This window comes from Actinoplanes sp. NPDC051859 (assembly GCF_044452725.1).
Lineage (GTDB): Bacteria > Actinomycetota > Actinomycetes > Mycobacteriales > Micromonosporaceae > Actinoplanes.
On record NZ_JBITBX010000007.1, the window covers coordinates 70,506 to 96,191 of the forward strand.

Genomic DNA, 25,686 nt, shown 5'->3' on the forward strand with positions numbered 1-25,686 from the left:
GCTCAGCTCTTCGGCATCAGGACAGAGTCGATGATGTAGACGGTCGCGTTGGCGGTCTGCACGTTGCCGCACACCACCGAGGCGCCGCCGACCTTGAAGTCAGTGCCGCTGCCGGTGACCTTGACCTCGTCGCCCTGCAGCGTCTTGTGCGAGCCGGCCAGGTCCTCGGGCGCCAGCTTGCCCGGCACCACGTGGTAGGTGAGCACGCTGGTCAACATCTTCTTGTCGGCCAGGACCTTCTTGAGGTCCTTGGCGGGAATCTTGTCGAACGCCGAGTTCGCCGGCGCGAAGACGGTCAGCGCCTCAGCCGTGTTGAGCGAGTCGACCAGCCCGGCCTGCTTCACCGCACCGACCAGGGTGGACAGCACCGGGTTGCCGGAGGCGGCGGTGGCGACCGGCTCCTTGGCCATGGCCGCGAAACTGCCCGGGTTCGACGAGTCGGTGGGCACCGCGGAACAGCCCGCGCCGAAGTTCATCATCATCCCGTCCATAGCCTGCGTGGACGTCATCGGCGCGGCGGTTGTCGTCGTGGTCATCGGAGCGGCTGGCGGCGTCGCCGTGTCCGACTCTTTGTCGCCACCGCAGGCGGCCAGCGACGTCGTGAACAGGGCGGCCGCAGCAACGGCGGTGAAACGGGTGGCGCGCATTGTGTACCCCTCAGTAGCAGTTTTTTCCTTCGCTACTGATTCGGACCCGAATGCTCCCCGGACTGCTCCTAAGTGAGCGAAACTTTCGCCACCACCTGAGACGGCGTCGCGGCACCGGCGGCCGGCTCCAGCGACACGGCGAAGACGTCGTTACCCGGGAGTCCGTCGACCAGCGCAATCGCCGACTGCACACCCGTGCCCATCAGCCCCGCCGACACCGGCGCGCCGGCGCCACGAATCGTCCACATCTGGAACGTGTGGCCCGCGGGGGGCGCTTGGGCCGCGCTGAAGGACACGACACTGGCCGCCTGCTCCCGCGACGACGCCACGGTCACCCGGCCGCCCCCGGTGATCGGCCCAGACCGGACCACCAGATCAGAGGCAGACAAGATTGCTTCCGTACGCGTCTCGCGCAGTTGAGCCGCCGCGGCGAGAGCGCTCTGCTCGCGTACCCGCTGATCCTGAATCGCGTAGACGGTCGCGCCCGTGCCCGCCGCGAGCACCACGGCGGCCGCGACAGCGACCGCGTAGCGACGCGCGCGCGACGGCCCGGCCACGACGCCGGGTGCGCTCTGCTCGGGCGGCGCAACCTGCCGGGTCCGGCCGATGGCCGCCATGACATCGGTACGCAGCCGCGGCGGCGGCACCGACCAGCTTCTGTCCGCCAACCGAGCCGCAGTCTCCCGCAGCTCGTCCACCTCGGTGCGGCAAGCCAGACAGTCGGCCACATGCCGCTCGAACGCAGCCCGTTCCAGCTCATCCAACGCGTCGAGCGCATAGGCCCCCACCAGCGCATGCACATCCACAGCCATCATGACTGAACCTCCTGGGCATGCCCTCCTGGCCCTTGCATCGCTGCGGTGCAGTCGCTCATGCTGCCATTCCGGGCATGCCCTCCTGGCCCTTGCTTCGCTGCGGTGCAGTCGCTCATGCTGCCATTCCGGGCATGCCCTCCTGGCCCTTGCTTCGCTGCGGTGCAGTCGCTCATGCCGGTACCTCCACACCCAGGCAGTCCCGCAACCGGATCAGCCCGTCCCGCATCCGCGTCTTCACCGTCGGGAGCGGTGCGTCCAGCAGCTCGGCCACCTCCCGGTACGAGTGGCCCTGGTAATAGGCGAGCGTCACCGCCTGACGCTGCAACTCGGTCAGATCATCCAGGCAATGCCGCACTTGCTGACGTTCCAGCCGCCCGGACACCTCATCGGCCACCTCGTCATACGGGGTGTCGACCGACGCGGCGCCGACCTTGAGGGTGCGGTCGGCGGATGCCTGCTCGGAGCGGACCCGGTCCACCGCGCGGCGGTGCGCGATCGTGAACACCCAGGCTGTGGCGGTGCCACGGGCAGCGTCGAACCGGGCCGCCGTCCGCCAGACCTCGACCAGCACTTCCTGGGCTACCTCTTCGGCCTGGGCGGGATCGCGCAGGACGCGCCGGATCAGGCCGTACACCCGCGGGGCGACCAGGTCGTAGAGCCGGCCGAACGCCGCCTCGTCCCCGCGAGCCACCCCACGCAGCAGCTCACCGGCGTCGGCGGGAGCCGCCGGCACCGCCGAGAGATGGTCCGGTCGCCGTGCAGCGCCGTGTGCCATCAGGTCCGCCTCTCCGTCGTCCACAGGCATTTAACGTGGATTCGGGGCCGAACGCGACGGGGATGGGTGTGACTATCGGCTATCCGTGTGCCGGCTGGCTCTTCTCGCGGCGTGCCGGCTGGGTGGCTGGCCTATCCGTGTGCCGACTGGCTCTTCTCGCGGCGTGCCGGTTGGCTGGGCTATCCGTGTGCCGGCTGGCTCTTCTCGCGGCGTGCCGGCTGGGTGGCTGGGCTATTCGTGTGCCGGTTGGGCGGCGAGTGGGACGGCCGACGTGCTGGGTGTCGGCTTCGGGGCGGGTGTGGCGGCCAGCAGCTCGGAGACGGTGACGAAGCGGAAGCCACGCTGACGCAGGCCGGCGAACATCGCGGGCAGGCCCTGGACCGTCACCAGGCGGCGGTCGTCGCCCTCGTCGTGGGCGAGCACGATGGTGCCGGGCTTGACCGCGTCGACGATGTACTTGGCCTGACCGGCGGGGTCGTTCGCGTACCGGTGCTCGTGCATGGCCTCGGACCACAGCACGATGTCGTAGCCCAGTTGGGCGGCGGCGAGCGCCGTCGAGCCGCCGAGGTGGCCGAACGGCGGGCGCATCAGGGTCGGGGTACGACCGAGGTGCTTCTTGATCGCGTCGTGGGTCCGGGTCAGCTCGTCGGTCACTCCGCCCAGGTCGAGCGTGGCGAGGTCGGCGTGCGACCAGGAGTGGTTGCCGATCTCGTGCCGGGCCAGCCGGTCCTTGACCAGGCCGCCGTGCTGGGTCACGTGCTGGCCGGTCATGAAGAAGGTGGCCGGAACGTTCGCGGCGTCCAGGGCGTCCAGCACCATCGGCGTCCACTTCGGTGCCGGGCCGTCGTCAAAAGTCAGCGCCACCAGGGACTCGGCGGTGTCCCCCCGATAGTGGATCTTGACCTCGGCGTTGCGCACCGCGGTCAGATCGGCGGCCGCGTCGGCGTACCCGCCGCGCACCGGCAGCTGGTCCCAGCCAAACCACGAGGGCACCTCGCGCGTCCCGGCAACGCCCGTAGCCACCCCGGCCGCGCCGGCGAGGGCGGTGCGGAGCAGCGACCGTCGGCTCAGCCCCATGAGAGGCCTTTCCGCGGCACGGCCGCGGCGCACAAAGCTGCCGAGATCATGGACATCCCCCGATGACTGCGATGGGTACGGACCCCGCAGCTTCGTTGATCACGTCAAGGCCGAATCTCGGCCCGGACACGCTCAGTAGCTCCGGTTTCACTTCCATCGGCAGTACGGCGGATCGATCCAGCCCGCAAAGTTGTGGAAAGGGTGCTTACCGGGCGCCCTTGGGGAACCCGATGTGATCTCGGCCGCAGTGGGCGGTTCAGCCCAGTTCGACCGCCCGACCGGTCTTGATCGACTCGGCGGCCGCCGCCAAAATGCGCACCACATCGGCACCGAACCGCAGATCCAGCGGCGATGCCTCACCCCCGTCTGCGGCACCCAGCAACGCATCGACCGCCCGACCGAACGCCTCCACCGGCTGCCACGGCACTGGCGGCACCACGGCCACACCCGACTCGCCGTAGAGGGCGGCGTCCTCCCGCTCCAGCTTCGCCGGCGCGTCCACCGACAACGTCAACGTGCTGATCGCGCCCTCGGCGTGCCGCAGCAAGACGTGCGTCATGTCCCGCGTGCCGGACATCGCGGTCACCTCGGTCACCGCCCCCAACACCGGCAACACCAACGCCACGGCATGCGGGCCGACATCCCACAGCCCGCCGCTCTCCTTGCGCCACGCCGACTCCCCGAACGGGTTCCCCGGCTGGAAGATCGAGCCCAGATGGTCGATCCGCGCCTCGAGCCAGCCGCCTGCCTCCTGCGCCTGCGCGACGAACTTCTGGATCTGCGGCATGAACCGTCGGGTGAAGAACACCACCCCGGCCACGCTCTGCGCCTCGGCCGCCGCGACGATCTCCTCGGCCAGCTCCGCCGAGAAGGCCACCGGCTTGTCCAACAGCAGATGCTTGCCGGCCTGCGCGGCCCGCAACGCGATGTCCGCCTGCACATCCGGTGGCAGGGCAACGGCGATCGCGTCGACGTCCGCGAGCAGCGCGTCCACCTCCGCGTACGGCTGGACGCCATGTTCCTCGGCCAGCGCCGCCGCCTTCTTCGGGTCCCGCCCCCACACGCCCACGAACTCGACGTCGGCGTGCGCGGCGAGAGCCGGAGCGTGCGCCTGGTGCGCCCAGGGTCCCGTACCGAAAAGTCCGAACCGCATGCCCGAGCCGCCTCCCCACCGCAGATCCACCCGGTGCGAAAACTAACACGCCGACGCAGGTCAGTACGCTGTGCCGATGATGAACGGCCCCCTCTCGACCGCCACCATCGTGGCGGCCCTGGTGCTGGGAATCTGGTACCTGGTCCGCAGCGCGCTCAACCGCCCCCCGAGCAACGCCGACCTGTGGTCGATGATCGCCCTCAGCGCCCTGGTCACCGTGCTCGTCATCGTCGCCGTCGTCGGCCTCTTCACCCACGAACGGCCCGCCGACTGGACCACCTTCGTCGGCTACCTGATCACCACGGTCGCCTTCGCCCCGGTCGGGGTCTATCTGGCCCGCCTCGAACCGACCCGCTGGGGCACCCTCATCCTCGGCGTCGCCTGCCTGGTGCTGCCGGTCCTGGTGCTGCGCCTGCAGCAGATCGCGGAGGTCACCGGTGGCTGAAGCCCCCGCCCGCCCCTCCGACGCCGCCCTCGGCTCCGGCCTGGGCCGCGTCCTGCTCCTCGTCTACGGCATCTTCGCCCTCTCGGCGAGCGCCCGCGCCCTGGTCCAGATCACGACGCACTTCAGCGAGGCGCCGCTGGCGTACCTGCTGTCGGCCTTCGCCGGGCTCGTCTACCTCGCGGCCACTGTGGGGCTGGCGATCGGCGGCACCCGCGGCCGCCTGATCGCCCTGGTGAGCTGCACGATCGAACTGGTCGGGGTCCTCGCCGTCGGCATCCTCAGCATCGCCGACGCCGTCGACTTCCCCGACGCCACGGTCTGGTCCCACTTCGGCAGCGGCTACGGCTACGTCCCCTTAGTCCTGCCGTTCATCGGCCTCTGGTGGCTCCGGCGCCACCGCCCCACTCAGCCCAGGTAAGGAACGTCTCGCGACTCCGCGAAGTGCCGCAGTCGCAGCCGGACGGTCTCGTGGATCGGCAGGCCATCGAACTCCTCCGGCGCCACAAACCGCACCGCGGTCGACTCATCGCTGACGCTGATCTCGCCCCCGACGACTCGGCCCAGGTAGGTCACGTTGAACTCCTGCCGCACCTCACCGTCGGCATAAGCGATCACGTGCGCCGGATCGGTATAGATCCCGAGCAGGCCGGTCACGACGATGTCCAGCCCGGTCTCCTCCTTGACCTCCCGGACGATGCACTCCCCCAGCGTTTCCCCGATATCCATCGCCCCGCCGGGCAGCGCCCAGTTCCCCGAATCGGCCCGCCGCTGCAACAAGACCCGGCCCTGCTCATCGACAACCAACGCCGACCCGCCCGGCACCAGGCTGTTGGCGATCGGCGCCCCAGGATCGCGGTAGTAGTCCCGCCGGTTGCTCATGCGCCGCTCCCGGGCCGATAAGGCTTCGCCGCCTGCCACACCTGCTCGAACTGATCTGCGAACGACGCAAAGATTCCGTGGGCGGAAAGCTCCCGAAGATGCAACGCCGGATGCTGATAGCCGCGAGCCCGATACAGATGCGGCGTGACGATCATCTGGTTGTCGAATCGGAATACCGAGTTGTAGAGATGCACGCTGTGCAGGCCAATCTCCAATCCAGGTCGGCCCAGCAACGGCTCGCAGAAGTTGAGAGCGTTGCGGATGCGTCCCGGCAGGGTGCCGCCGATCTGCTCCAACTCGTCGCGTTCGGCGACGTGTGGGCAGTCGGGATCGGCGAAGGCGAACCGGATCCGGGCGCCCGCATCGACTTTGTCGCCAAGGCGGGTCATAGCGTCAGGCAGGAGTTCCAGAATGAACGGATAGGCGTAGCCGAGCAGGTCTATCCGGGCGGTGGCGCCGGTCAGCAAGGCCGTCCAGAGCCCTTGCGGAATGTCCGCTCGGTGGGCAAAGGCGCCGACAACCTCCGCGGTGACCTCGGCTCCTGGGGCCAGGTCCGGACGGGCCTGCGGCCAGAGGTCCGCTTCGCATTCGCCGAGGGCGTCAGCTACGGCCAACCGGGTGCGTTGGCGCGGCAACCGACCAGTGAACCAGCGATTGACCGTCTTGACGTCCACCCCGACGGCCGCTGCAAGCGCGGCGGGATCCAGTTGGGCTCGCAGCATAGCGGTGCGCAGCCGATGGCTCATGTCATTCACCGTAGTAGACACGTCGCGACATTTCGCGGGCACAAAAGTGTCCGCGCAAGTGCCTGCTCGGACGTTCTTCCGTCCCCGGCCTGCTCGTAGTTTCGTGCCTCAAGCCCTGCCGGTCCGCTCGCCGCTCTCGGCCGGGCCGGCAGGTGCCAGGACGAGACGAACGGCGGGTGGTCACTATGTCGCTGCATCAACCAGTGCGGCCTCGGTGGATCTGCAGCGGATGCGGGGCCGACTGGCCATGCCCGACACGCCGACAGCAACTCACCGCCGAATACGCGGGTGCCAGGGTTTCACTCATGGTCTACCTGACAGCGTGCTTCGTGCAGGCGTGCGAGGACGCTCAGGCCGAGACGGTCGGCGACTTGTACCACCGCTTCCTGTCCTGGCCGGAATGCCGGGCTAGGTGATGACGTGCGGGACGAAGTTGCAGCGGTCCTTGGTGACGAGGCCGTCGGTGCCGAGGCCTTCGCGGATGCCCATGCCGGCGGGTTCGCCGTCGATGAGCCAGGAGCCGATGACCGGGTGGACGGTGCCTTCGAGGCCGTCGAAAGCCGGCAGCTCCAGCAGCTCCTGCACCACGTACCGGCCGTCCGCTCCGTACTCGGAGGGGTTTTCGGTGATGGTGACGCCGTCTTTGACCAGGGTGACCGAGCCGCCTTCGCGGCCCCAGATCGGCTTTTTGGCGTACGACGTCAGCTTGGCCGCGGAGGAGGACTCAGCGAAGTAGGCGGGCAGGAGGTACTTGCCGCGCTCGGGGTCGTCGCCGAACAGTTTCCACAGGACCGGCAAGAGTGCCTTGTTGCCCAGCAGTGCCGCGCGGTACGGCGGTTCGATCCAGACGGTGCCGCGTTTGGCGGGGTCGGCCATGTTGCGGAAGAAGGCTTTGCCGCCCTCTTCGTTCCAGAACCACTCCCACGGATAGAGCATGAAGATGACGTCGATGGGTTGGGCTTTGTGTTCCTGGCCGGGGGCGGGGACGAAGAGGACTCGGTCTCCGGCCACGTCCCAGCCGATCTGGCTCATGGCGATGAGTTCGACCGGATAGCCGGCTTCCTCAGCTGTGGCCATGAGGTAGGCGACGTTCATCCGGTCTTCGCCGGTGGGTTCGCTGGTCTCGTACGCGAAAAAGATCTTCGGTTTCTCGGGGAGCCAGGGCCGGGCTTCGCGCAACTTGCCGATGTTGCGCTTCCACGCGCCGGGGTTGGCGGGTTCGCCGTCGGTGGCTTCCCAGCCGACCAGGCGGTCGTGGATGGAGTTCCACTGGCGCCACGGGTGCTGGGTCAGGTTGGTCTGGTCGACCCAGTGCCATTGGATGACCGACGCCTCGACCAGGGAGGTCGGGGTTTGGGCGTTGAATTCGAGCAGGCGGGGGACGGTGCCGGCGCCCTGGTACCAGAGGTCGAACCGGCCGTAGATGCTCGGCGAGTAGTCCGGGGTCTGCAGGGGGATCCGGTTGTCCGGGTCTTTGTCCTGGTGGGTCCAGGTTTCGGCGTCGTCGTCGAACCAGGTGCGGATGATCTGCTCGTGGGTGTACTCCGGGATGCCGATCTTCGCGAGGAAGCAGGTTTCCGGGGTGCACACCGACTGGAAGTAGCCGTCGCGACGACCCTGGGCGTGCCGGCGGGGGCACTGCTGGACCATCCAGTCGCCGGCTTCGAGGCACATGCTGTTGAGGGCGGTGGTGGCCGCCTCCAGCTCCTCGATTTCGGCCTCGGTGAAGTCGTAGTACGGCCCCTCCTGCCAGTACGAGATCATCGTCCCGTCGGGCAGTTCGGTGTCGTTGTAGGTCAGCCCGAGGCTGTAGTTGGTGAGGCGCCAGCCGTCGCGGACCGGGCCGTACGGAATCCGCTTCAAGCTCAGCCGCCGGATTTGCTGGAGGAACCGCTGCCGCCCTTGCCGACGACGCTGGTTTTGACCGTGCCGTTGCTGACCCGGCCGGTCGACGGCAGGCCGAACTTGGAGCGGGAGGCCTTGTCGTTGTAGGCGAACTTGGAGCCACCGGCGGGCAGTTTGGAGCCGACCGGGTAGCCGGAGCGGTAGCCGGACGAGTGCCAGATGAAGAATCCGCCACCACCGCCGCCGCCGTTGTTGTCATCGTCGTCGCAGTAGTCCTCGTCGACGATGACGCCGTTTTCGTCGGCGCAGTAGAAGCCCTCGTCCTGGTATTCGTCGCCGTTGTCGCAGGCGGCCGCGCCACCCGCGGCCAACAGCAGGAACGTGCTGGTCAGAGCCACGCTACGAGAACTCATGCGTCGGTTCACAGTCGGCTTCTCCGCCCTTTCCCTCTCATCGGGGTCGCACTATCAGTTGTAGCGACCCCGATCAAGACAGAGGCTACGCGCGGGGTCCGCCGGCCACGTAGATGACCTGGCCGGAGACGAATCCCGCTCCTTCACTGACCAGGAAGGATACGGTGTTCGCCACGTCTTCGGGGCGGCCCGCGCGGCCGACCGGAATCTGGCTGATCGCCATCTTGCTGAACTCTTCGAAGTCCATGCCCACCCGGGCGGCGGTCGCGGCGGTCATGTCGGTGGCGATGAAGCCGGGGGCGACCGCGTTGGCGGTGACGCCGTAGCGACCCAGCTCGATGGCGAGGGTCTTGGTGAAGCCCTGGATGCCGGCCTTGGCAGCGGCGTAGTTGGCCTGGCCGCGGTTGCCGAGCGCGGACGTGCTGGACAGGCTGACGATGCGGCCCCAGCCGGCGTCGACCATGTGCTTCTGGACGGCCCGGCTGAACAGGAACGCGCCGCGCAGGTGGACCGCCATGACGGTTTCCCAGTCGTCGTCGCTCATCTTGAAGAGCAGGTTGTCGCGCAGCACGCCGGCGTTGTTCACGAGGACGGTCGGCGCGCCGAGGCCTTCGACGACCCGCTCGACGGCGGCCGTGACCTGGGCCGGGTCGGACACGTCGGCGCCGACCGCGAGAGCCGTGCCGCCCGCGTCGTGGATCGCCGTGACTGTGCTGGCGCACGCGGCCTCGTCGAGGTCGACGACCGCGACGGCGAGGCCGTCGGCGGCGAGCTTCAGCGCGGTCGCCTCGCCGATGCCGCGTGCGGCTCCGGTGACGATGGCTACCCGACTCGGCTGGGTCATTGCTGGCCTCCCGCAGATCTGATGGTCGGCCGACTCTAACCCGTGATCACGGATTGCGACGCAGCCGGATCCAGCGGTAGCCATATCCCCTGATGGCAAGGGCGTCGAGACCGTCCGGTCCGGGGTATTCGCTGTCCGCCAGGATGTCGTTCGGGAACTCCGCCTCGGCCGCCAGCGTGCTCAGGTCCACGACACCGTCGTCCGGGCTGAGGTTGTGCAGGAACAGCATCGTGCCGGTGCTGTCGTCCGCGCGGTGGGCCAGCACGCCGGATGGCACGGGCACGTCGACGTGGGTGCAGGAGCCGCTGCCGACCTCGGGCGCTTCGCGCAGGGTGCGGATCATCCGCTCGAACCAGGACAGCAGCGAGGTCCGGTCGTGGCGCTGCAGGGTGACATTGACCTTCTCGGGTCCGTACTCCGGGTCGGAGACCATCGGACGCACGAGGGCCTTGGGCTCGGCGGTCGAAAACCCGCCGTTGGGCAACGAGGACCACTGCATCGGCGTACGGATGGCGTCGCGTCCCTGCTGTGCCAGGTCGTCGCCCATGCCGATCTCCTCGCCGTAGCGCAGGACCGGGGTGCCGCGCAGGCTGAACTGCAGGGCGTACGCCAGCTCGATGCGCCGCCGGTCGCCGCCGAGCATCGAGGCGAGCCGGCGCCGGATGCCGCGGCTATAGAGCTGCATGTCCTCGTCGGGGCCGAACTCGGCGAAGACATCGTTGCGCTGTTCGGCGGTGAGCCGGGAGAGGTCGACCTCATCGTGGTTGCGCAGGAACGTGGCCCACTGGCCGCCGGCCGGCAGTTTCGGGGTGTCACGCAGCGCGTCGATGATCGGCTCGGGATGCTGCCGGGCCAGGGCGAGCATGAATCGGCCGTTGAGCATGAAGTCGAACAGCATGTGGATGCGGCTGGACGACCCGCCGCCGTCGCCGAAGAAGTGCTTGAGCTGGTCGGGTTCGACGTTGGCCTCGGCGAGCAGCACGGCGTCGCCCTTGCGCCACTGGATGTGCTGACGCAGCTCGGTGAGGAAGCCTAGGTCCTTGGGCGCCTGCGGGTTGCCCGGCTCGGTCTGCTCGATGATGAACGGCACCGCATCCATCCGGAAGCCGGAGACGCCCAGTTGCAGCCAGAACGCGCAGATCTTCTTGATCTCCTCGCGGACCCGCGGATTGTTGATGTTGAGGTCCGGCTGGAACTTGTAGAAGCGGTGGTAGAACCACTGCTTGGCGGTCCGGTCGTAGGACCAGGTCTCGGCCTGCTCGCCGGGGAAGACCATGCCTTGGCGGCGGTCTGCCGGCTCGGTCTCGGACCAGACATACCAGTCCCGGTACGGCGAGTCCGGCGACTTGCGGGCCTGGAGGAACCACGGGTGCTGGTCCGAGGTGTGGTTGACCACCAGGTCGATGATCACCTTGATGCCGAGGCTGTCCGCCTGGTGCAGCAGTTCGGCGAAGTCGCCCAGCGTGCCGAGGCGGGGGTCGACGTTGTAGAAGTCCTGCACGTCGTAGCCGTCGTCGCGGTTGGGGGTGGGGTGGATCGGGTTGAGCCACAGGCAGGTGATACCGAGGCGGGCGAGGTAGTCCAGCCGCCCGATCAGGCCCCGGATGTCACCGACCCCGTCGCCGTCCGAGTCGGCGAACGTGTCGATGTCGAGGCAGTAGATGACGGCCTTTTCGTACCACCGGTCGCTCATGCACCGGCTATGTCACCGCGCCGCCGGTGACGGAAACCTCTGGGTTCGCGCCGCGCGTGTCGGGTATCAATGAACGATCCCCTGGCTGAAGGAGCGCCGTATGACCGTGCCGTACGTCCTGGCGGCGGAGACCGATCCCGGGCAGCTCGGTGGGCTCACCGGCTGGGTGGCGTCGGTGATCGAGTCGCTCGGCGAGGTCGGCGTGGGGATGCTGGTCGCGCTGGAGAACCTGATTCCGCCGATCCCGAGCGAGATCGTGCTGTCGATGGCGGGCTTCCTCGCCCATCAGGGCCGGGTCAATCTGGTGCTGGTGACGATCGCCGCGACCGTGGGATCGGTGCTCGGGGCGCTCATGCTCTATTGGCTCGGGTACGCCCTGGGCGAGGATCGGCTGCGCCGCTGGCTGGACCGGATCCCGCTGGTGGACGCGGACGACCTGAACACGGCCGACCGCTGGTTCGAGCGGCACGCGCGCAGCGCGGTCCTGTTCGGCCGGATGGCGCCGGTGGTGCGCAGCCTGGTGTCGATTCCGGCCGGCGCCAACCACATGCCGCTGGGCCAGTTCACCCTGTTCACGACGCTGGGCAGTGGCATCTGGAACTGCCTGTTCATCGGCGGCGGATACGCGCTGGGCTCCCGCTGGCAGGACCTCGAAAAGTACGCCCACTGGTTCGACTACGCGATCTGGGCGCTGATCGTGCTCGCGGTCGGGAGCTGGGTGGTCAAGAAGGTGCGCAAGCGCCGCCGCGTGGCCGCGAACCGGTGAGGTCCGCGACCGCGCGTCGTCGAGTGGGCTAGAAGCCAGCGCTGATCTTGGTGAACTCCCAGTCGGCCTGGGCGATGCCACTGCAGTCCGAGCGGACGCCGCCGCCGGGGCAGGGCCGGTCGCGGTTGACCGACCAGAAGGTGAAGCGGGCCAGGCCCTTGCTGGTCGCGTAGTCGCGGATCCGGCTCCACGTCTGCGGTGTGGTGAGCTCCTGCTGGTCGGAGAGCCCGTTCATGCCGGAGATGCCCAGGTGGTTGTACGCCTGCGCGTCGGTCCAGCCGAACGTCGACTTGAGCAGGTTCTTCAGGCCTTCGGAGGCATTGACGGTGCTGGCGTACATGTCGGCGCCGCCGCCGAAGTCGAACGGCATCTGGGTGAAGATGTCGATGTTGGCGCCGAGCGCCTTGGCCTGCTGGACCAGCCGGGTGCCGTAGTAGTTGGGCCCGGACGGCGTGGTGCCGAAGGTCAGGATGGTCTTCACGTTCGGGTTCCACTGCTTGACGATCTTCAGGGCGCCGAGGATGCGGTCCTGCACGACGGTGTTCTCGAACTCGTCGCTGTTCTCGATGTCGATGTCGATGGCCTTGAGGCCGAACGCGTCGATCACCCGCTGGTAGGCCCCGGCGAGCGCTTCCGCCGTCGCGCAGTTCGGGCCGAGCTTGTTGCCGCTCCAGCCGCCGATCGACGGCACGATGCTGCCGCCCGCGGCTTTGATGGCGTTGATCGTGCTTTCGTGCACGCCGCCGGTGAGGCCACTCTCGCCGTCCCAGACCGGGTTGCAGCCGTTGGCGAGCACGAAGGCGATGGTGAAGGCCTTGATGCCGGTGGCGTTCATGACCGTGCCCGGCGCGGGCGGGTTGCCCCAGCCCGGATACAGGTACGGCGAGGAGGCCATCTTGCCGCCGGTGGGCGGCTGCGGCTCCTCCGGATCGGTGGTGCCGCCGCAGGTGCCGTTGTCGGCCCAGACGTCCCACTGGCCGCTGTGCGTGGCCGGGCTCTCGTTCTGGGTCCACCACTTGGCGGTGTAGTTGTGGCCGGATTGGGAGGCGGTGGTGCCGCCGGTGTAGATCGCGCTGGAGCTCCACGCGGGGGCACAGGGCGCGGCGGCGGTGGACGGGGCGAGGGGGACGAGGGCGGCGGCCGTCCCGAGGAGGGCAGCGGCGAGCAGGGCGGGGATTTTCATCGGGGGATCTCCGCTCAGGGCAGGGCGTGGACGTGGGGGGAGACAGCGTTGGCCCAGCCGTTGCCGGTCGTGACGTCCCAGTTGATCGACCAGGTCATCGCGCCACGGAGGCCGGGATAGGTGCGCGGGGGCCTGAACGATCCGCAGTTCGTGCCGCGGGTCAGGCAGTCGAGGGCCTGGTTGACCACGGCTGGGGAGACGTAGCCACCGCCGGCGGCGCTGGTGGTGGCGGGCAGCCCGATCGCGACCTGGTCGGGGCGCAGGCCGGCTTCGAGCTGGATGCAGGTGAGGGCGACGATGAAGTTGACCGAGCCCTGGCCGTACGCGGAGTTGTTGTCGCAGCCGAGCATCGCGCCCGAGTTGTAGAACTGGGTGTGGACGACCGTGAGGATGTCCTTGATGTCCAGTGCGAGCTTGAAGTACGACCCAGTCGGGTTCTGCATGTCGATGGTCTGCGGGGCCATCGTGATGATCAGTCCGGCACCGACCTTGGCGCGCAGGCTGCGCAGGGCCTGGCCCATGTAGGTCGGGTTGAGGCCGTTCTCCAGGTCGATGTCGACGCCGTCGAAGCCGTACGTCTGGATCAGCGCGTGCACCGAATCGGCGAACCTGGTAGCCGCGGCCGCGTCGTTGACCGCCACCGAACCTTTCTCGCCGCCGACCGAGATGACGACCTTCTTGCCGCGGGCATGCAGTGTGGCGACATCGGCCTTGAACTGGTCGTTCGTGTAACCGCCGAGGCTGGCCGACAGGCCGGGGTCGATGTTGAACGCCACCGCGCCGGGCGTGCTGGTCGCGTCGGCGAAGGCGACCGCGATCAGGTCGTAGGTGTTCGGGACCGCGGAGAGGCGGATCTCGTTGGCCGGGTTGTCGAAGTTCTGCCAGTAGCCGGTGACGAAGTGCCGGGGCAGGGTCCCGTCCGGGGGCGTCGTCGGCGGGGTCGTCGGGGGCGTGGTCGGGGGCGTGGTCGGGGGTGTGGTGGGCGGAGTGGTCGGGGGCGGCGTGGACCCGCAGGTGCCGTTGTCGGCCCATACGTCCCACTGCCCGCTGTGCGTGCTGGGGCTCTCGTTCTGGGTCCACCATTTCGCGGTGTAGTTACGGCCGGATTGTGACGCCGAGGTACCGCCGGTATAGACGGTGCTCGCGCTCCACGCGGGCGCACAGGCGGCCGCGGCTCCGGCGGTCGAGGCGATGAGGACGACGAAACCGCTGGCAGCCAGGGTGGCGACCGCGGCAAGGGTGAGGGATCGGCGCATCGGGTGGGCCTTCCGCTGGGGTAGGCCAATTATTAGGAGTGTTAACAGAGGATGGCAATACATTGGTGAAGTTAACTTTCTATTGAGCCGCCCGGCTGGGCGAAACCAGGCCGAAACGCCCGCGGCGCCGAGCGGTTCCGCGCTACGACAGAGCGGAGACGGTCGTTTTCGGCCGGGAAGCGAGGGGTACTTGCGCGGCATGACGACGGCGGAACCTGCGACAGGCGCGACCACGATCTCCGACAAACTGGCGGAGCGAGCGGAAGCCCAGGGACTGCTGACCCTCGGGGTGGAAGAGGAATACCTCCTCGTCGACGCGGTCGAACCGCGGACCGTCGAAGCGGTTGACCAGGTGTTCGAGGCGCTCGGCACCGACATCCGCGACTCGGTCCAGCACGAGTACATGCGCAGCCAGATCGAATCCGCCAGTCCGCCGGAGCTCGACCTCGGCGAACTGCACGACGCCATGTGGCGGCTGCGTTCCGGGCTCGCCACCGCCGCGGAATCCGCCGGCGTGCGCCTGGTCGCCATCGGCGCCGCCCCCGCCGCCGGGCCACACGCCCGCATCGTCGACAAGCCGCGCTACCACCAGATGCGGGAGCTGTTCGGCGACCTCTCCCCCGGCGCCGGGCTCAATGGCATGCACGTCCACGTCAGCGTCCCGGACCCGGAGACCGGCGTCCAGGTCCTCAACCACCTGCGACCCTGGCTCCCGATTTTCCAGGCCGCCGCCGCCAACTCGCCGCTGTTCGCCGGCCACGACACCGGGTACGCCAGCTGGCGCTCGATGCTGTGGGAACGCTGGCCCACCGTCGGCCCGGCGCCCTACCTCGAATCCCACGAGCACTACGAGACGCTGGTCGCCGACCTGATCGCGAGCGGCGCGATGCTCGACGAGGGAATGCTCTACTGGTACGCCCGCCTGTCCGCGAACTACCCCACGGTCGAGATCCGGATGGGCGACGTCTGCCCCTCCCTCGACGACACGATCCTGCTCGCCGCCCTGGCTCGGGCCCTGGTGGCGACGGTTCTGGGCGACGTACGCGAGGGAAAGCCAGCCCCCAACGTGCCGCACCCGCTGCTCATGGCCGCGCACTGGCGGGCCGCCCACGACGGGTTGGAAGGCCTCAACATCGATATGGCGACCCGCGAGCCGCGACCGGCCTGGAAGCTCATGCGTCAGCTCTTCGACTACGTCCGCCCCGAGCTGGAGCGGCACGGCGACCTGGACCGGGCGACCGTCCTCATGGGCCGGTTGCGGTCGCACGGCACCGGCGCGGCCCGGCAGCGTGCCCTGCTCTCGCAGCAGGGCTCGGTCGCTGACGTGGTCGACTGGCTCGCCCGCACCACCGCGGGCACCCGATGAAAGCCGACGTCAGCGACTGGCTCGCTCACACCACGGCGGGCACCCGATGAAAATCGTCGTCGTCGGGGGCGACGCGGCCGGGATGTCGGCGGCTTCGCAGGCCCGCAAGCGCCGTGGACCGGACGACCTGGAGATCGTGGCCTTCGAGCGGGGCAACTTCACGTCCTACTCCGCCTGCGGCATCCCCTACTGGATCGGCGGCGCGGTCCAGGACCGGGATGCGCTGATCGCGCGGGAGCCGGCTGCGTTCGCCAAGGCGGGCATCACCGTACGCATCAGGCATGAAGTGGTCGGCATCGACCTGGACCGGCGCGAGGTGATCGCGCACGACCTGGACGGCGGCGGTGAACGCCGCGAAAGCTTCGACGAGCTGGTGTACGCGGCCGGCGCCGTCCCGGTCACCCCGCCCTGGGCGCGGATCGACGGCGGCGGCGTCTTCGGCGTGCAGACCCTGGACCACGGCACGGCCATCCAGGCCTGGCTCGACAGCGACCCGAAGCCGCAGCGCGCGGTGGTCATCGGCGGCGGATACATCGGTGTCGAGATGGCCGAGGCGTTCATCCGGCGTGGCCTCGCGGTCACGCTCCTGGAGAAGGCTCCACAGCCGATGTCCACGATCGACCCCGACATGGGCGAGCGAGTCCGCGAGGCGATCTGCGGCCTCGGCATCGAGGTGCGCACCCACACCGAAGTGCAAGGCCTGGAGACCAAGAACGGCCGGGTCAGCGCGGTGGTCACCGCCGACGGGCCGCTACCGGCCGACATCGTGGTGCTCGGTCTGGGCGTACGCCCGAACACCACGCTCGCCGAGGAGTCCGGCATTCCGGTCGGGGTGACCGGCGGCCTGCGTACCGACCTGCGGATGCGGGTCGTCGGCCCGGACGGGCGCATCGACGGGCTCTGGGCTGCGGGCGACTGTGTGCAGACCGTGCACCGGGTCAGCGGCCAGCCCGTGCACATCCCGCTGGGTACGCACGCCAACAAGCAAGGTCGGGTGGCAGGCATCAACCTGGGCGGCGGTTACGCCACGTTCCCCGGCGTCATCGGTACGGCGGTCACGAAAGTCTGCGACCTCGAGGTGGCCCGCACCGGGCTCACCGAGCGGGAGGCGGCGGCCGCGGGGTTCGCCTATGTCACCGCGGCCGTGGAGTCGACCAGCCGGGCGGGCTACTACCCGGGGGCGAGCCCGATGCACATCAAGCTGGTGGCCGAGCAGCGTACCGGGATGCTGTTGGGCGCGCAGATCGTCGGCCGCCAGGAGGCCGCCAAGCGGATCGACGCGCTGGCGATCGCCGTGTGGAACCGGATGACGGTCGAGGAGATGACCGCGCTGGATCTCAGCTACGCACCGCCGTTCTCGCCGGTGTGGGACCCGGTGCTGATCGCCGCCCGCAAGGCAACCGACGCGGTGGGGTCCCGGTGACCCGTACGGATCAATCCGGGCGGACCGCAGGCTTCCCACCTGGGCTCATCGCTATGAGCAACATATCGATCACGAATGAGGTATCGATTTCGATCTTGTGACCGGGTAGGCATGACGGATGCCGCGGCACTCCCCCCAGAATCCGGCGCCGGCGCAGGTCGAAGGACCTGCCAGCACCCCGGCTGACCGCGCGCGTCACGACGCGCTCACCGGGGGAACCGGCGGCTTCCCGCACCTCGGTCAGCTGGACGGTGAAACCTCGCTGGGCCGGCACCGCCGCCCCGAATCACTCGCCGACTCCACCGTCCTGCGTCCCACCCAGGCAGAACGCCAGCCCGGCGGCCGGCGAACCGCGATCGAGTTCACGCCCCGCTCGGCGGACGTGCCCAGGCAGCGCGCCGCCTCGCGCGCTATGGGTCGCGCACCTCGGGGCCGGCACGCGGCCGCCGCCGACCCGCTTGCCATCACCGTGCGCTCCCTGCCTGCCGTGCGCTCCCTGCCCGCCGTGCGCTCCCTGCCTGCCGTGCGCTCCCTGCCCGCTGTGCGCTCCCTGCCCGCTGTGCGTGATGCCGCCGGGGCTGTTCGCGACTGGGCGACAGCCGACACCAGCGGCGGCCGGCCCACCATCGGCACGCACCGCGCGCCCGGCACCCTGCCGATCGAGTCCTGGCTGCTGATCGGCCGGCGCCGGCAACAGGCCTTGCTTGCCACCCTGGTCGCGGTCGGCCTCATGCTCGTCGTCGTGCCGCTGCAGCGCACCGACACCGACACCACGGTGTCCACCGTCAACGCGGCGGAGAACGCCGTCGTCACCACGCCCAAAGCCCCCGCGACCAAGAAGCCCGTGGAGAAGGGCGGCGCGCCGGTGACGACTGACCCGGAAGCTCCACAGGGGACCACAGCGCCGGCGACCACTGCCCCGCCCACCCCGCCGCCATCGGCCGGACAACAGCCCGCCCCGGCAGCCCCGGCCCCCTCCGCGTCCGCCTCCACACCCGGAGGGGCCGCGGCCCGGCAAATCCCGCAGGGCGACGGTCCGGCCAAGTCGCTGCGCACCACCGGCTCGGAAACGGTGTCCCTCACCTTCGACGACGGTCCCGACCCGGTGCAGACTCCAAAAATCCTCGCCCTGCTGCGGGAGAATCAGGTCACCGCCATGTTCTGCCTGGTGGGTCAGCAGGCCCGGGATCACCCCGACATCGTCCGGGACATCGCCGCCGCCGGGCACACCCTGTGCAACCACTCGTGGAACCACAGCTTCACACTCGGCAAGCAGGACCCGGACCAGATTCGGCAGGACCTGCTCCGCACCAACGACGCCATCCGCGCCGCCGTCCCCGAGGCCAAGATCCCGTTCTTCCGCGCACCCGGCGGCAACTTCACCGACCGGCTGGTCGAGACCGCCGCCGCCGAGGGCATGACGTCGCTCTACTGGGAGGTCGACCCGCGCGACTGGGAACGCAACCCGCGCGATTCCGGCCAGGAGCACGTGCAGAAGATCGTCAGCGGCGTCGAGGACAACGTCCGGCCCGGCTCCATCGTGCTGTCCCACGACTTCGGCCAGCCCACCACGATCGAGGCGTACCGGATCCTGCTGCCGAAGCTGCGCGAGAAGTACACGCTCGGCCTGCCGCCAGAGCAGCCCGCCGCGCCGGCTCCCGCCGCCGCGGTGTCGACCTCAGGGGCCTAAACCTCACCGAGATAAAAACCGCGAGTGACAGTTCCAACAGTCTTGGAAAACCGTTACCTACACCAGCAAATCCGGACAGAACTTGCGGAACTGCTGGACTCGGCTGTCTAACGTGAGCCGGTGACTTTCTGGAACCGGAAAAGCGACCGCTCCAAATTCGCCAATACCGGCTCGCTGCTGATCTGCGGCCTGCTCGCCGGTGTTGTCGTGGCGGCGGCGTCGTTCCCGGCGGTGGCAATGTCCGGCCTGGCCGCCAAGGCGGGCTCCCAAGGTTTCGCGGAGCTGCCGAGCGAGTTGGCGCAGCAGTCGGCGCCGCAGGTGACCCGGATCTTCGCGTCGGACGGCAAGACCCAGCTCGCGGTCATGTATGACGAATTCCGCAGCGATGTCCCGCTGAAAGACATTTCGAAGACCATGCGGGACGCGATTGTCGCCGCCGAGGACCACCAGTTCTACGAGCACAACGGTGTCGACCTCAAAGGTGTCGCGCGGGCGTTCGTCAACAACCAGAACAATGGCTCAAAACAGGGCGCCTCCACCCTGACCATGCAATACGTGCGGATGTCGCTGGCGTACTCGGCGAAGACGCCCCAGCAGGCGATCGACGCGACCAAGGACAGTCCCGAGCGCAAGCTCACCGAAATGAAGTACGCCCTGCAGGTCTCCAAGGAGCTCTCCAAAGAGCAGGTACTCGAGCGCTACCTGAACATGGCCCCGTTCGGTAACGGCGCCTACGGCGTGTACGCAGGCAGCCAGGTCTACTTCAAGAAGAAGCCCAAGGACCTGACGGTGGCCGAGGCCGCGCTGCTGGCCGGGATGGTGAAGGCGCCGACGTCGTTCGACCCGACCACCACGACGGGCTACCCCCAGGCGCTGACCCGGCGGGACTACATCATCGACAACATGCAGGACCTCGGTTACGTCACCCCGGAGCAGGCCAAGGAAGCCAAGGCGGTGAAGCTGGGCCGGACCACGAACCGGCCGGGCAACGGCTGCGTGTCGGTGGCGAAGAACAACTGGGGCTTCTTCTGCGACTACTTCTACCGCTGGTGGCTCGACCAGGAGGCGTTCGGCGCGACCACCTACGATCGGGAACGGCAGCTGAAGAGCGGCGGCTACCAGATCGTCACGTCGCTGGATATCAAAGCGCAGTCGGCAGCCCGCAAGCGCATCCAGGAACAGGCCAGCGACAACAACCGCAACGCGTTGCTGCTGGCCGGCATCGAGCCGGGCACCGGGCGCGTCCGCAGCCTGGCGACCAACCGCAAGTTCAAGCTGGACGATCCGAACAAGCCGCAGAACGAGATCAGCTCGAATCCGGAGTTGGCGGCCAAGGGCATCCGCAGCACCTACCCGAACACCACCAACCCGATCATCACCGGCGGCGGCGACATCGTCGGCTACCAGTCCGGCTCGGTGTTCAAGATGCTGACCATGGTGGCGGCGCTGGAGAACGGCTACGAGCTGAGCCATTCGATCAAGGAAGGCAACCGCTACAAATCCGGCTACATCGTCGGGTACGGCGATCCGACGGCCTGCAAGGGCACCAACCTGTACTGCCCGGAGAACGCCTACAAGGCGCTCAAAGGCACGTTCAACATGTGGAGCGGCTTCGCGAAGTCGGTGAACACCTACTTCGTGCCGTTGCAGGAACAGGTCGGCGCGGAGAAGGTCGTCGACGTGGCCAAGCGCTTCGGCATCCAGTTCCGGGACAAGGGCGACGCCGAGCGGGCCAACGGCAAGGAGTCCGCCCACCAGTGGGGCGCGTTCACCCTCGGTGTGTCGGCGTCGACGCCGCTGGACATCGCCAACGCGTACGCGACGCTCGCCGGTGACGGCATGTACTGCAAGCCGACGCCGGTCCAGAAGATCACCGCAGCTGACGGCACCAAGGTCGATGCTGGCAAGCCCCAGTGCAAGCGGGTGACCAGTAAGGACGTGGCCCGCAAGGCGCTCGACGCGGCCCGCTGCCCGGTCGGCGACCAGGCGCAGCTCGGCAACTGTGGTGGCTCGACCGAGGGCAACGCCGCCCCCACCGTGGGTCACCCGGTGTTCGGCAAGACCGGCACCACCGACTCGTACCGGACCGCCGCGCTCGTGATCGGCACCACGTCGCTGGTCATGGCCGGCTACCAGGTGAACCCGGACTGGGCCGCGCACGACGACCAATTCACGGAACACACGGTCCACCAGGCCACGTACCGGGCCCTGGGCGACTTCATGGACGGCAAGCCCCAGGAGCAGTTCAAGCGGCCAGGCGAATAGCTCTCCGCGGCGCCGGGCTCAGCCAGGCTGGCAGGTCGGACACCAGTACAGGTTCCGGCCCGCCAGCGAGCCGCGCTGCACTGCTGTGCCGCACACCAGGCAAGGCTGGCCGGGCCGGCGGTAGACGTAGACCTCGCCGCCATGCCGATCCACCCGGGGCGCGCGCCGCATCGCCTCCGGAGTGTGCGCGGTGTGCACGGTGTCGATCCGGCCGCGCGCCACACCCTCCTTCATCAGCGCCCGCAGGTCATCCCACATCTCCTGCCAGCCCGCCGCCGTGACGAACCGACCCGGCGTCGTCGGCGCCAGCCCCGCCCGGAACAGCACCTCGTTCGCATAGATCAGGCCACATCCGGCAACCACGCTCTGGTCCAGCAGGAGGGCGAACACCGGCTTCGTGCTGCTACGCACCTTTCCGTACGCGAACAGCGGGTCGGCGTCATCCCGCAATGGATCCTGGCCCAGCCGCGCCCGCAGCACCGCCACGGCCGGCGGTTCGAGCACTTCGCAGGCTGTCGGGCCCCGGAGTTCGAGCCAATGCCCGCCGCCCGACATCCGCATCCGGAGCTGGCCGACCGGCGGTGGCAGCGGCAGCTCCCCGTCGGCGAACTTGCCATACAAGCCCAGGTGGATGTGCAGGCTCAGCTCATCGGCGAAGTGGTGCAACAGGTGTTTGCCGTACGCCTCGGTGTCGATCAGCCGGCGACCGTCGATCAGGGTGGCTCCCGCAGCGAACCGACCCTGCGGACTGTCGACGGCAACGACCCGGCCCGCGAACAACTCCCGGTGTCGCGCGGCAAGACGATGAATAGTGTGTCCCTCTGGCACGGTCCGCAACGGTAGCCGATGCATCAACCATCCGCCGCCGGGCTCGTGGTGCGGTCAGCCGCCCAGACTGGTGTAGAGGCTGTCCGGAGCCTCGGTGATCTGGGCTGCTGCGGGCCGCTGGGCGTTCACCGCGGTGCCGTAGTCGGTGTAGAGGACTTCGAGCGGCTGCGCCTGCTGGCCGTTGACGGCCGGGAGCTGGATGGTCAGGGCGGAGAGCCGGCCCTGCTCGTCGAGACCCGCGGTGAACGGCACGTTCTGTGCCTGCGCACCCCACGTGGTGATCATCTTCTGGTCGACGCCGGCGACGCCGGCGGCCTTCGAGAGATCCAGTGTGCCGCGGAAGCTCCGCGGGTCGACTTGCTGCAGGTCGGTGGTGGAGCTCAGCAGCTGCGCGGTGTTCACCGGGTCGATCTGGCCGGGCCGCAGGCCCACATTGGCACCTTCCGGCAGCCGGGACACGTCCACGTGGGTCCAGGTGTCCGCCTTGGTGATGCCGGGGATCTGCACATAGAGGTCCTGGCCGACCAGCAGGGTTTTCACCTGGATCTCGGTGTTGGAGCCGGACGCGACCAGCGTTGCGGTCCCGGCGCTGTTCGGTGCATCCATCAGCCCGGTCAGCTGCAGACCCGGGCCGGAGGTCAGCGTCATCTTGAAGCTCGACGTGCCCAGCTGCGCCGTCGCGGCAGCCAAAGCCGCGGCGGCCGCAGGATCGGCCGCGCCCGCGCTGGCGGATGCGACGGGAGCGCCGCCGGAGGCGCTGGAGCCTGGCGTCGCACTGCCATTGGCAGAACAACCGCCCACGGCGAGCGCCGCCGCGGCCAGCGAGGCGACAACGATTCCCCGTGCTCGAGCCGTCCGCATATCTGCCTCCCTGCACCAGCCTCGCCGCCGTGACGCAGGCCCACCCTCACCGCCGTCCGGCGAAGGCTCACCTGATTCCCGATCCTCGGTTTCGTCAAACGGCCAGCACGCGCGAGGGCCGGGCGGGATACTCCCACCCGGCCCGCGCCCAGCTGAAAATCAGGCGTTCAGAATGCCGGAGAACTGGCTCGGCATCTCCTGCACCTGCGCCGCCGGGGGTGCCTCGACCGAAACCGGCGTGCCGAAGTCGTGGTAGGTGGTCTTCATCGACCCGACACCCGCGCCCAGGCTGTTCATGTCGACCGTCAGCTCCACCAGCCGACCCTCGCTGTCCTTCTTGGCGGTGAACGGGATCTTCTTCAGCTTGTCACCCATGGCACCGAGCGCCTTGTTGTCGGCAAAGCGCGGCGACTTCGTCAGGTCGAGCGTGCCCTTGAAGCCGTCGTTCCCGACCCGCTCGACGCCGGTGACCGTCGACAGCATTTCCGCGGCGCCCGCGGGGCCGTTCTGGTCGAGGTTGAAGCCACTGCCCTCGCCCAGCTTGTCGACTGCGATGTGCATCCACTCCTTGTTCCCGGCCTTACCGCCGCCGAGAGCCTTACCGAGCGCACCCATCTTCATGTACATGTCGTTCCCGATGACGCGCATCTCGATCTTGTCCGCACCGAGCGCGGGCATGCTCATCGTCGCCTGGGTGAGCTTCGCCTTCGGATCCGCCAGCCCGTTCATGGTCATCTGACCGGACATGTCGAGGTCGAATTTCATCGTCTGGTCGCCCAGCTTCGCGGCAGCCGCGGCCAGATCAGCCGTCGGGTCGGCAATCGCTGGCGCCTTGGCTGCCGACGCACTGGAGCCAGCCGCGCCAGTCGAGGTCTTGGCGGTGTCCTCGGGGCCGCAGGCCGTCAGGCCCAGCGCCACGCCCATCGCCACGATCGCGATGGCGAGCCGTCGATTCCTCATCAGGAGTTCCTCCCCGTCAAGACCTGTGTCGGCGCCCACGGTAGTCGAGCCGTGCGACATTCCCGAGCTCGGTCAGCACCGGTCGGCGGCACCCGGCGACTAAGCTCAGGGAATGGGTGACCTGCTCGACGCCGATTCGGTACGCAACGCCGTAGCCGTCCTCGACGGCTGGGAGGGCAGCACGGACTCCATCGTCCGCACCGTGGGCCTGCGCAGCTTCCCCGCCGCCATCGCCGTGGTGGACCGGGTGGCGAAGATCGCCGAGGAGATGGACCACCACCCCGACATCGACATCCGCTGGCGCACACTCACCTTCCGGTGCAGCACCCACTCCGTGGGCGGCGTGACGACCCGGGACATCGCCCTCGCCAACCGGATCGACCGGGTCCTCGCCGACGACGCCTGACGCCGCCCGATGCGCGCGCGAAACCCCCGTGTTTCGCCTGGGCGGGCATGTTTCACGCGACCCTGATTCGCGGGTGCGCGCTGTCAGACGGCATGATGGCCGGGCAGCCGCACGCGTACCCAGCCGGGAGGTCACGTGAGATTCGAGGTCAGCAAGGTCCTCGATGCCATCGAGGCGCGCCTCACCACCGACCCCGCCCTCGCGCGGGCGGTCGTCGACCTGTCCGAGATCGTCCGGTACGCCGACCTCGACGGTGGCCGCCCCGCCAGCATGCTCCGGCTGGGCCTGGTCATCGACGCCCTCGGCCGACACGTGGCCGAAGAGAACGTCCCGGTCTACGCGGTCGTCCCCCGCGGCCTGCTCTCCGACGCCGACCTCACCTCGAACGAGCGCATGGTGGTGCGCCGCTGGGCCGACGACGGCGTGGTCGAGGTCGTCCCCCAGGTCGACGACCGGGTGTACGAGGTAGCCGAGCTGCTCGGGCTGCCCGTCCTCACCCGGGGCCGGGCCGAGACGTTCCAGGACCGCCGGCCGTGGGTGACCGAGCCCGGCCGGCTGCTCGCCGCGGTGCCCGGCGCAGGCGGCCCGGTGCTGGTCGCGCGGGTCGGCCGGGGCGAGGTGCCACCGGTCGCCGAACCGTCGCAGACCGGCCGCAAACTGCTCTCCCGGGTCTGGGGCTGCGCCGAGTCCAACTGCGTCGCGTACGGCTCGGGTGGCGACCCGGACAGCCCCTTCGCCGACATGCGCAAGACGATCAGCCCGGTCTCGCAGCCGCCACCCGCGCTGCGCTCCGGAGTGCCGACCTGCCCGCGGCACGGCACCCGGCTGCGCGACGCCGGCCCGCGTCCCGAGGTGGAGGTGCTGTCCGTGCGCATCGACGGCGTCATCCGCCGCCGGTTCGTCGTCTCCACCGAAAATCCGGTCGTGGTCGGGCGGGCACCCGAGGGTGGCGGGGTCATGCTGGGCCAGTGGCTCACCGACGACGCCCGTAAGTGGATCAGCCGCGGGCACGTCCGGTTCGCCCTGCGCAGCGGCGAGCTCAGCGCGCAGGACGTCAGCACGAACGGCACCGGAATCCGGCCCAACGGCTCCTTCGACGACGCGCAACGCATCACGTTGGGCCGCGACGAGACCCGCGCGCTGGGTGCCAACGATGTCGTCGAGCTCTACGCCAACGTGTATGTCGGCCGCGCCAAGCTGTGGCACTCGGGTGGAGTCAGCCAGCCGCACTCGGTCATGGCCGAGGCGCCCACCATGGCGATCCGCAAGTTCGAACGGTAACGGTGCAAACGGCGCTGGAGCGGCGGCCGTCTCCGGCCACCGCTCCAGCACACAACCCCTCGTGTCGGC

General features: G+C 69.0%; 26 protein-coding genes. 10 read left to right on the top strand and 16 right to left on the bottom strand.

Going from position 1 to position 25,686, the window contains the following annotated elements; translation table 11 throughout:
- Positions 1–2: 2 nt before the first annotated feature.
- From ACIA1L_RS19125 to ACIA1L_RS19145, 5 genes are all read right to left on the bottom strand, one after another.
- A complete protein-coding gene (locus ACIA1L_RS19125; RefSeq protein ID WP_396074151.1) occupies positions 3–647 on the bottom strand; it encodes a fasciclin domain-containing protein in 645 nt (214 codons plus the stop codon).
- A gap of 68 nt (positions 648–715) precedes the next feature.
- Complete coding sequence (locus ACIA1L_RS19130; RefSeq protein ID WP_396074152.1) at positions 716–1,462, bottom strand: anti-sigma factor domain-containing protein; 747 nt, start codon at positions 1,460–1,462, stop codon at positions 716–718.
- A 169-nt stretch (positions 1,463–1,631) separates the two neighbouring features.
- Positions 1,632–2,237, bottom strand: coding sequence for a sigma-70 family RNA polymerase sigma factor (locus tag ACIA1L_RS19135; protein ID WP_396074472.1), 606 nt, complete (start codon positions 2,235–2,237; stop codon positions 1,632–1,634).
- A gap of 231 nt (positions 2,238–2,468) precedes the next feature.
- A complete protein-coding gene (locus ACIA1L_RS19140) occupies positions 2,469–3,314 on the bottom strand; it encodes a polysaccharide deacetylase family protein (RefSeq protein WP_396074153.1) in 846 nt (281 codons plus the stop codon).
- Positions 3,315–3,570: 256 nt separating this feature from the next.
- Entirely contained in the window at positions 3,571–4,467 is an 897-nt protein-coding gene (locus ACIA1L_RS19145) for a Gfo/Idh/MocA family protein (protein ID WP_396074154.1), read from the bottom strand.
- 76 nt (positions 4,468–4,543) lie between these two features.
- On the opposite strand from ACIA1L_RS19145, the gene ACIA1L_RS19150 reads away from it, so the two are divergent.
- Entirely contained in the window at positions 4,544–4,912 is a 369-nt protein-coding gene (locus ACIA1L_RS19150) for a hypothetical protein (protein ID WP_396074155.1), read from the top strand.
- Positions 4,905–5,330, top strand: a complete 426-nt coding sequence (locus ACIA1L_RS19155) for a hypothetical protein (protein ID WP_396074156.1) — start codon at positions 4,905–4,907, stop codon at positions 5,328–5,330. The genes ACIA1L_RS19150 and ACIA1L_RS19155 overlap by 8 nt, the downstream gene beginning before the upstream one ends.
- On the opposite strand, the gene ACIA1L_RS19160 is transcribed toward ACIA1L_RS19155, so the two are convergent.
- Together ACIA1L_RS19160 and ACIA1L_RS19165 are read right to left on the bottom strand one after the other, a co-directional pair.
- Positions 5,318–5,791 (bottom strand): NUDIX domain-containing protein, encoded by a 474-nt coding sequence (locus tag ACIA1L_RS19160; RefSeq protein WP_396074157.1) that lies wholly within the window; start codon positions 5,789–5,791, stop codon positions 5,318–5,320. The two genes, ACIA1L_RS19155 and ACIA1L_RS19160, sit on opposite strands and share 13 nt — an antisense overlap.
- The gene (locus tag ACIA1L_RS19165) at positions 5,788–6,513 is read right to left on the bottom strand and encodes an XRE family transcriptional regulator (protein ID WP_396074473.1); all 726 of its coding nucleotides are present in this window, start codon (positions 6,511–6,513) and stop codon (positions 5,788–5,790) included. Before ACIA1L_RS19165 ends, ACIA1L_RS19160 begins: the two co-directional genes overlap by 4 nt.
- Positions 6,514–6,722: 209 nt before the next feature.
- On the opposite strand from ACIA1L_RS19165, the gene ACIA1L_RS19170 reads away from it, so the two are divergent.
- Complete coding sequence (locus tag ACIA1L_RS19170; protein WP_396074158.1) at positions 6,723–6,953, top strand: flavin reductase; 231 nt, start codon at positions 6,723–6,725, stop codon at positions 6,951–6,953.
- On the opposite strand, the gene ACIA1L_RS19175 is transcribed toward ACIA1L_RS19170, so the two are convergent.
- The 4 genes from ACIA1L_RS19175 to ACIA1L_RS19190 form a co-directional block, all read right to left on the bottom strand.
- A complete protein-coding gene (locus ACIA1L_RS19175) occupies positions 6,946–8,400 on the bottom strand; it encodes a glutathionylspermidine synthase family protein (protein WP_396074159.1) in 1,455 nt (484 codons plus the stop codon). The two genes, ACIA1L_RS19170 and ACIA1L_RS19175, sit on opposite strands and share 8 nt — an antisense overlap.
- 2 nt (positions 8,401–8,402) lie before the next feature.
- Positions 8,403–8,795: a hypothetical protein gene (locus ACIA1L_RS19180; RefSeq protein ID WP_396074160.1), complete on the bottom strand. Its 393-nt coding sequence runs from the start codon at positions 8,793–8,795 to the stop codon at positions 8,403–8,405.
- 85 nt (positions 8,796–8,880) lie between these two features.
- Complete coding sequence (fabG, locus tag ACIA1L_RS19185; RefSeq protein WP_396074161.1) at positions 8,881–9,639, bottom strand: 3-oxoacyl-ACP reductase FabG; 759 nt, start codon at positions 9,637–9,639, stop codon at positions 8,881–8,883.
- Positions 9,640–9,685: 46 nt separating this feature from the next.
- Positions 9,686–11,332, bottom strand: coding sequence for an alpha-amylase family protein (locus ACIA1L_RS19190; protein ID WP_396074162.1), 1,647 nt, complete (start codon positions 11,330–11,332; stop codon positions 9,686–9,688).
- Positions 11,333–11,432: 100 nt separating this feature from the next.
- Here ACIA1L_RS19190 and ACIA1L_RS19195 point away from each other — a divergent pair, with 100 nt between their 5' ends.
- A complete protein-coding gene (locus ACIA1L_RS19195; protein WP_396074163.1) occupies positions 11,433–12,098 on the top strand; it encodes a DedA family protein in 666 nt (221 codons plus the stop codon).
- Between the two features lie 28 nt (positions 12,099–12,126).
- On the opposite strand, the gene ACIA1L_RS19200 is transcribed toward ACIA1L_RS19195, so the two are convergent.
- Both ACIA1L_RS19200 and ACIA1L_RS19205 read right to left on the bottom strand, forming a co-directional pair.
- Positions 12,127–13,281, bottom strand: a complete 1,155-nt coding sequence (locus tag ACIA1L_RS19200) for a chitinase (protein WP_396074164.1) — start codon at positions 13,279–13,281, stop codon at positions 12,127–12,129.
- Positions 13,282–13,295: 14 nt separating this feature from the next.
- Entirely contained in the window at positions 13,296–14,537 is a 1,242-nt protein-coding gene (locus ACIA1L_RS19205) for a chitinase (RefSeq protein WP_396074165.1), read from the bottom strand.
- A gap of 199 nt (positions 14,538–14,736) precedes the next feature.
- Between ACIA1L_RS19205 and ACIA1L_RS19210 the strand changes: the two genes are divergently transcribed.
- From ACIA1L_RS19210 to ACIA1L_RS19225, 4 genes are all read left to right on the top strand, one after another.
- Positions 14,737–15,903, top strand: a complete 1,167-nt coding sequence (locus ACIA1L_RS19210) for a glutamate--cysteine ligase (protein ID WP_396074166.1) — start codon at positions 14,737–14,739, stop codon at positions 15,901–15,903.
- A 46-nt stretch (positions 15,904–15,949) separates the two neighbouring features.
- Positions 15,950–17,326, top strand: a complete 1,377-nt coding sequence (locus ACIA1L_RS19215) for an FAD-dependent oxidoreductase (protein WP_396074167.1) — start codon at positions 15,950–15,952, stop codon at positions 17,324–17,326.
- A 118-nt stretch (positions 17,327–17,444) separates the two neighbouring features.
- Positions 17,445–19,016, top strand: a complete 1,572-nt coding sequence (locus ACIA1L_RS19220; RefSeq protein ID WP_396074168.1) for a polysaccharide deacetylase family protein — start codon at positions 17,445–17,447, stop codon at positions 19,014–19,016.
- A gap of 120 nt (positions 19,017–19,136) precedes the next feature.
- Positions 19,137–21,281, top strand: a complete 2,145-nt coding sequence (locus ACIA1L_RS19225) for a transglycosylase domain-containing protein (RefSeq protein ID WP_396074169.1) — start codon at positions 19,137–19,139, stop codon at positions 21,279–21,281.
- Between the two features lie 18 nt (positions 21,282–21,299).
- Here the strand turns inward: ACIA1L_RS19225 and ACIA1L_RS19230 are convergent, their stop codons facing one another.
- The 3 genes from ACIA1L_RS19230 to ACIA1L_RS19240 all read right to left on the bottom strand — a co-directional run bounded on the left by ACIA1L_RS19230 (position 21,300) and on the right by ACIA1L_RS19240 (position 23,930).
- Entirely contained in the window at positions 21,300–22,109 is an 810-nt protein-coding gene (locus ACIA1L_RS19230) for an Fpg/Nei family DNA glycosylase (protein ID WP_396074170.1), read from the bottom strand.
- A 54-nt stretch (positions 22,110–22,163) separates the two neighbouring features.
- Complete coding sequence (locus tag ACIA1L_RS19235; protein WP_396074171.1) at positions 22,164–22,970, bottom strand: hypothetical protein; 807 nt, start codon at positions 22,968–22,970, stop codon at positions 22,164–22,166.
- A 159-nt stretch (positions 22,971–23,129) separates the two neighbouring features.
- The gene (locus tag ACIA1L_RS19240) at positions 23,130–23,930 is read right to left on the bottom strand and encodes a hypothetical protein (RefSeq protein WP_396074172.1); all 801 of its coding nucleotides are present in this window, start codon (positions 23,928–23,930) and stop codon (positions 23,130–23,132) included.
- 112 nt (positions 23,931–24,042) lie between these two features.
- On the opposite strand from ACIA1L_RS19240, the gene ACIA1L_RS19245 reads away from it, so the two are divergent.
- Complete coding sequence (locus ACIA1L_RS19245) at positions 24,043–24,336, top strand: 4a-hydroxytetrahydrobiopterin dehydratase (protein WP_396074173.1); 294 nt, start codon at positions 24,043–24,045, stop codon at positions 24,334–24,336.
- A 135-nt stretch (positions 24,337–24,471) separates the two neighbouring features.
- Positions 24,472–25,617, top strand: a complete 1,146-nt coding sequence (locus tag ACIA1L_RS19250) for an FHA domain-containing protein (protein WP_396074174.1) — start codon at positions 24,472–24,474, stop codon at positions 25,615–25,617.
- The last annotated feature ends 69 nt before the right edge of the window (positions 25,618–25,686 follow it).

Bases quoted from the DNA above. Each gene is read 5' to 3' on its own strand.
- ACIA1L_RS19125 (WP_396074151.1), bottom strand. From the start codon at position 647: ATGCGCGCCACCCGTTTCACCGCCGTTGCTGCGGCCGCCCTGTTCACG.
- ACIA1L_RS19130 (WP_396074152.1), bottom strand. From the start codon at position 1,462: ATGATGGCTGTGGATGTGCATGCGCTGGTGGGGGCCTATGCGCTCGAC.
- ACIA1L_RS19135 (WP_396074472.1), bottom strand. From the start codon at position 2,237: ATGGCACACGGCGCTGCACGGCGACCGGACCATCTCTCGGCGGTGCCG.
- ACIA1L_RS19140 (WP_396074153.1), bottom strand. From the start codon at position 3,314: ATGGGGCTGAGCCGACGGTCGCTGCTCCGCACCGCCCTCGCCGGCGCG.
- ACIA1L_RS19145 (WP_396074154.1), bottom strand. From the start codon at position 4,467: ATGCGGTTCGGACTTTTCGGTACGGGACCCTGGGCGCACCAGGCGCAC.
- ACIA1L_RS19150 (WP_396074155.1), top strand. From the start codon at position 4,544: ATGATGAACGGCCCCCTCTCGACCGCCACCATCGTGGCGGCCCTGGTG.
- ACIA1L_RS19160 (WP_396074157.1), bottom strand. From the start codon at position 5,791: ATGAGCAACCGGCGGGACTACTACCGCGATCCTGGGGCGCCGATCGCC.
- ACIA1L_RS19165 (WP_396074473.1), bottom strand. From the start codon at position 6,513: ATGCTGCGAGCCCAACTGGATCCCGCCGCGCTTGCAGCGGCCGTCGGG.
- ACIA1L_RS19170 (WP_396074158.1), top strand. From the start codon at position 6,723: ATGTCGCTGCATCAACCAGTGCGGCCTCGGTGGATCTGCAGCGGATGC.
- ACIA1L_RS19180 (WP_396074160.1), bottom strand. From the start codon at position 8,795: ATGAGTTCTCGTAGCGTGGCTCTGACCAGCACGTTCCTGCTGTTGGCC.
- fabG (WP_396074161.1), bottom strand. From the start codon at position 9,639: ATGACCCAGCCGAGTCGGGTAGCCATCGTCACCGGAGCCGCACGCGGC.
- ACIA1L_RS19190 (WP_396074162.1), bottom strand. From the start codon at position 11,332: ATGAGCGACCGGTGGTACGAAAAGGCCGTCATCTACTGCCTCGACATC.
- ACIA1L_RS19195 (WP_396074163.1), top strand. From the start codon at position 11,433: ATGACCGTGCCGTACGTCCTGGCGGCGGAGACCGATCCCGGGCAGCTC.
- ACIA1L_RS19200 (WP_396074164.1), bottom strand. From the start codon at position 13,281: ATGAAAATCCCCGCCCTGCTCGCCGCTGCCCTCCTCGGGACGGCCGCC.
- ACIA1L_RS19205 (WP_396074165.1), bottom strand. From the start codon at position 14,537: ATGCGCCGATCCCTCACCCTTGCCGCGGTCGCCACCCTGGCTGCCAGC.
- ACIA1L_RS19210 (WP_396074166.1), top strand. From the start codon at position 14,737: ATGACGACGGCGGAACCTGCGACAGGCGCGACCACGATCTCCGACAAA.
- ACIA1L_RS19215 (WP_396074167.1), top strand. From the start codon at position 15,950: ATGAAAATCGTCGTCGTCGGGGGCGACGCGGCCGGGATGTCGGCGGCT.
- ACIA1L_RS19220 (WP_396074168.1), top strand. From the start codon at position 17,445: ATGCCGCGGCACTCCCCCCAGAATCCGGCGCCGGCGCAGGTCGAAGGA.
- ACIA1L_RS19235 (WP_396074171.1), bottom strand. From the start codon at position 22,970: ATGCGGACGGCTCGAGCACGGGGAATCGTTGTCGCCTCGCTGGCCGCG.
- ACIA1L_RS19240 (WP_396074172.1), bottom strand. From the start codon at position 23,930: ATGAGGAATCGACGGCTCGCCATCGCGATCGTGGCGATGGGCGTGGCG.
- ACIA1L_RS19245 (WP_396074173.1), top strand. From the start codon at position 24,043: ATGGGTGACCTGCTCGACGCCGATTCGGTACGCAACGCCGTAGCCGTC.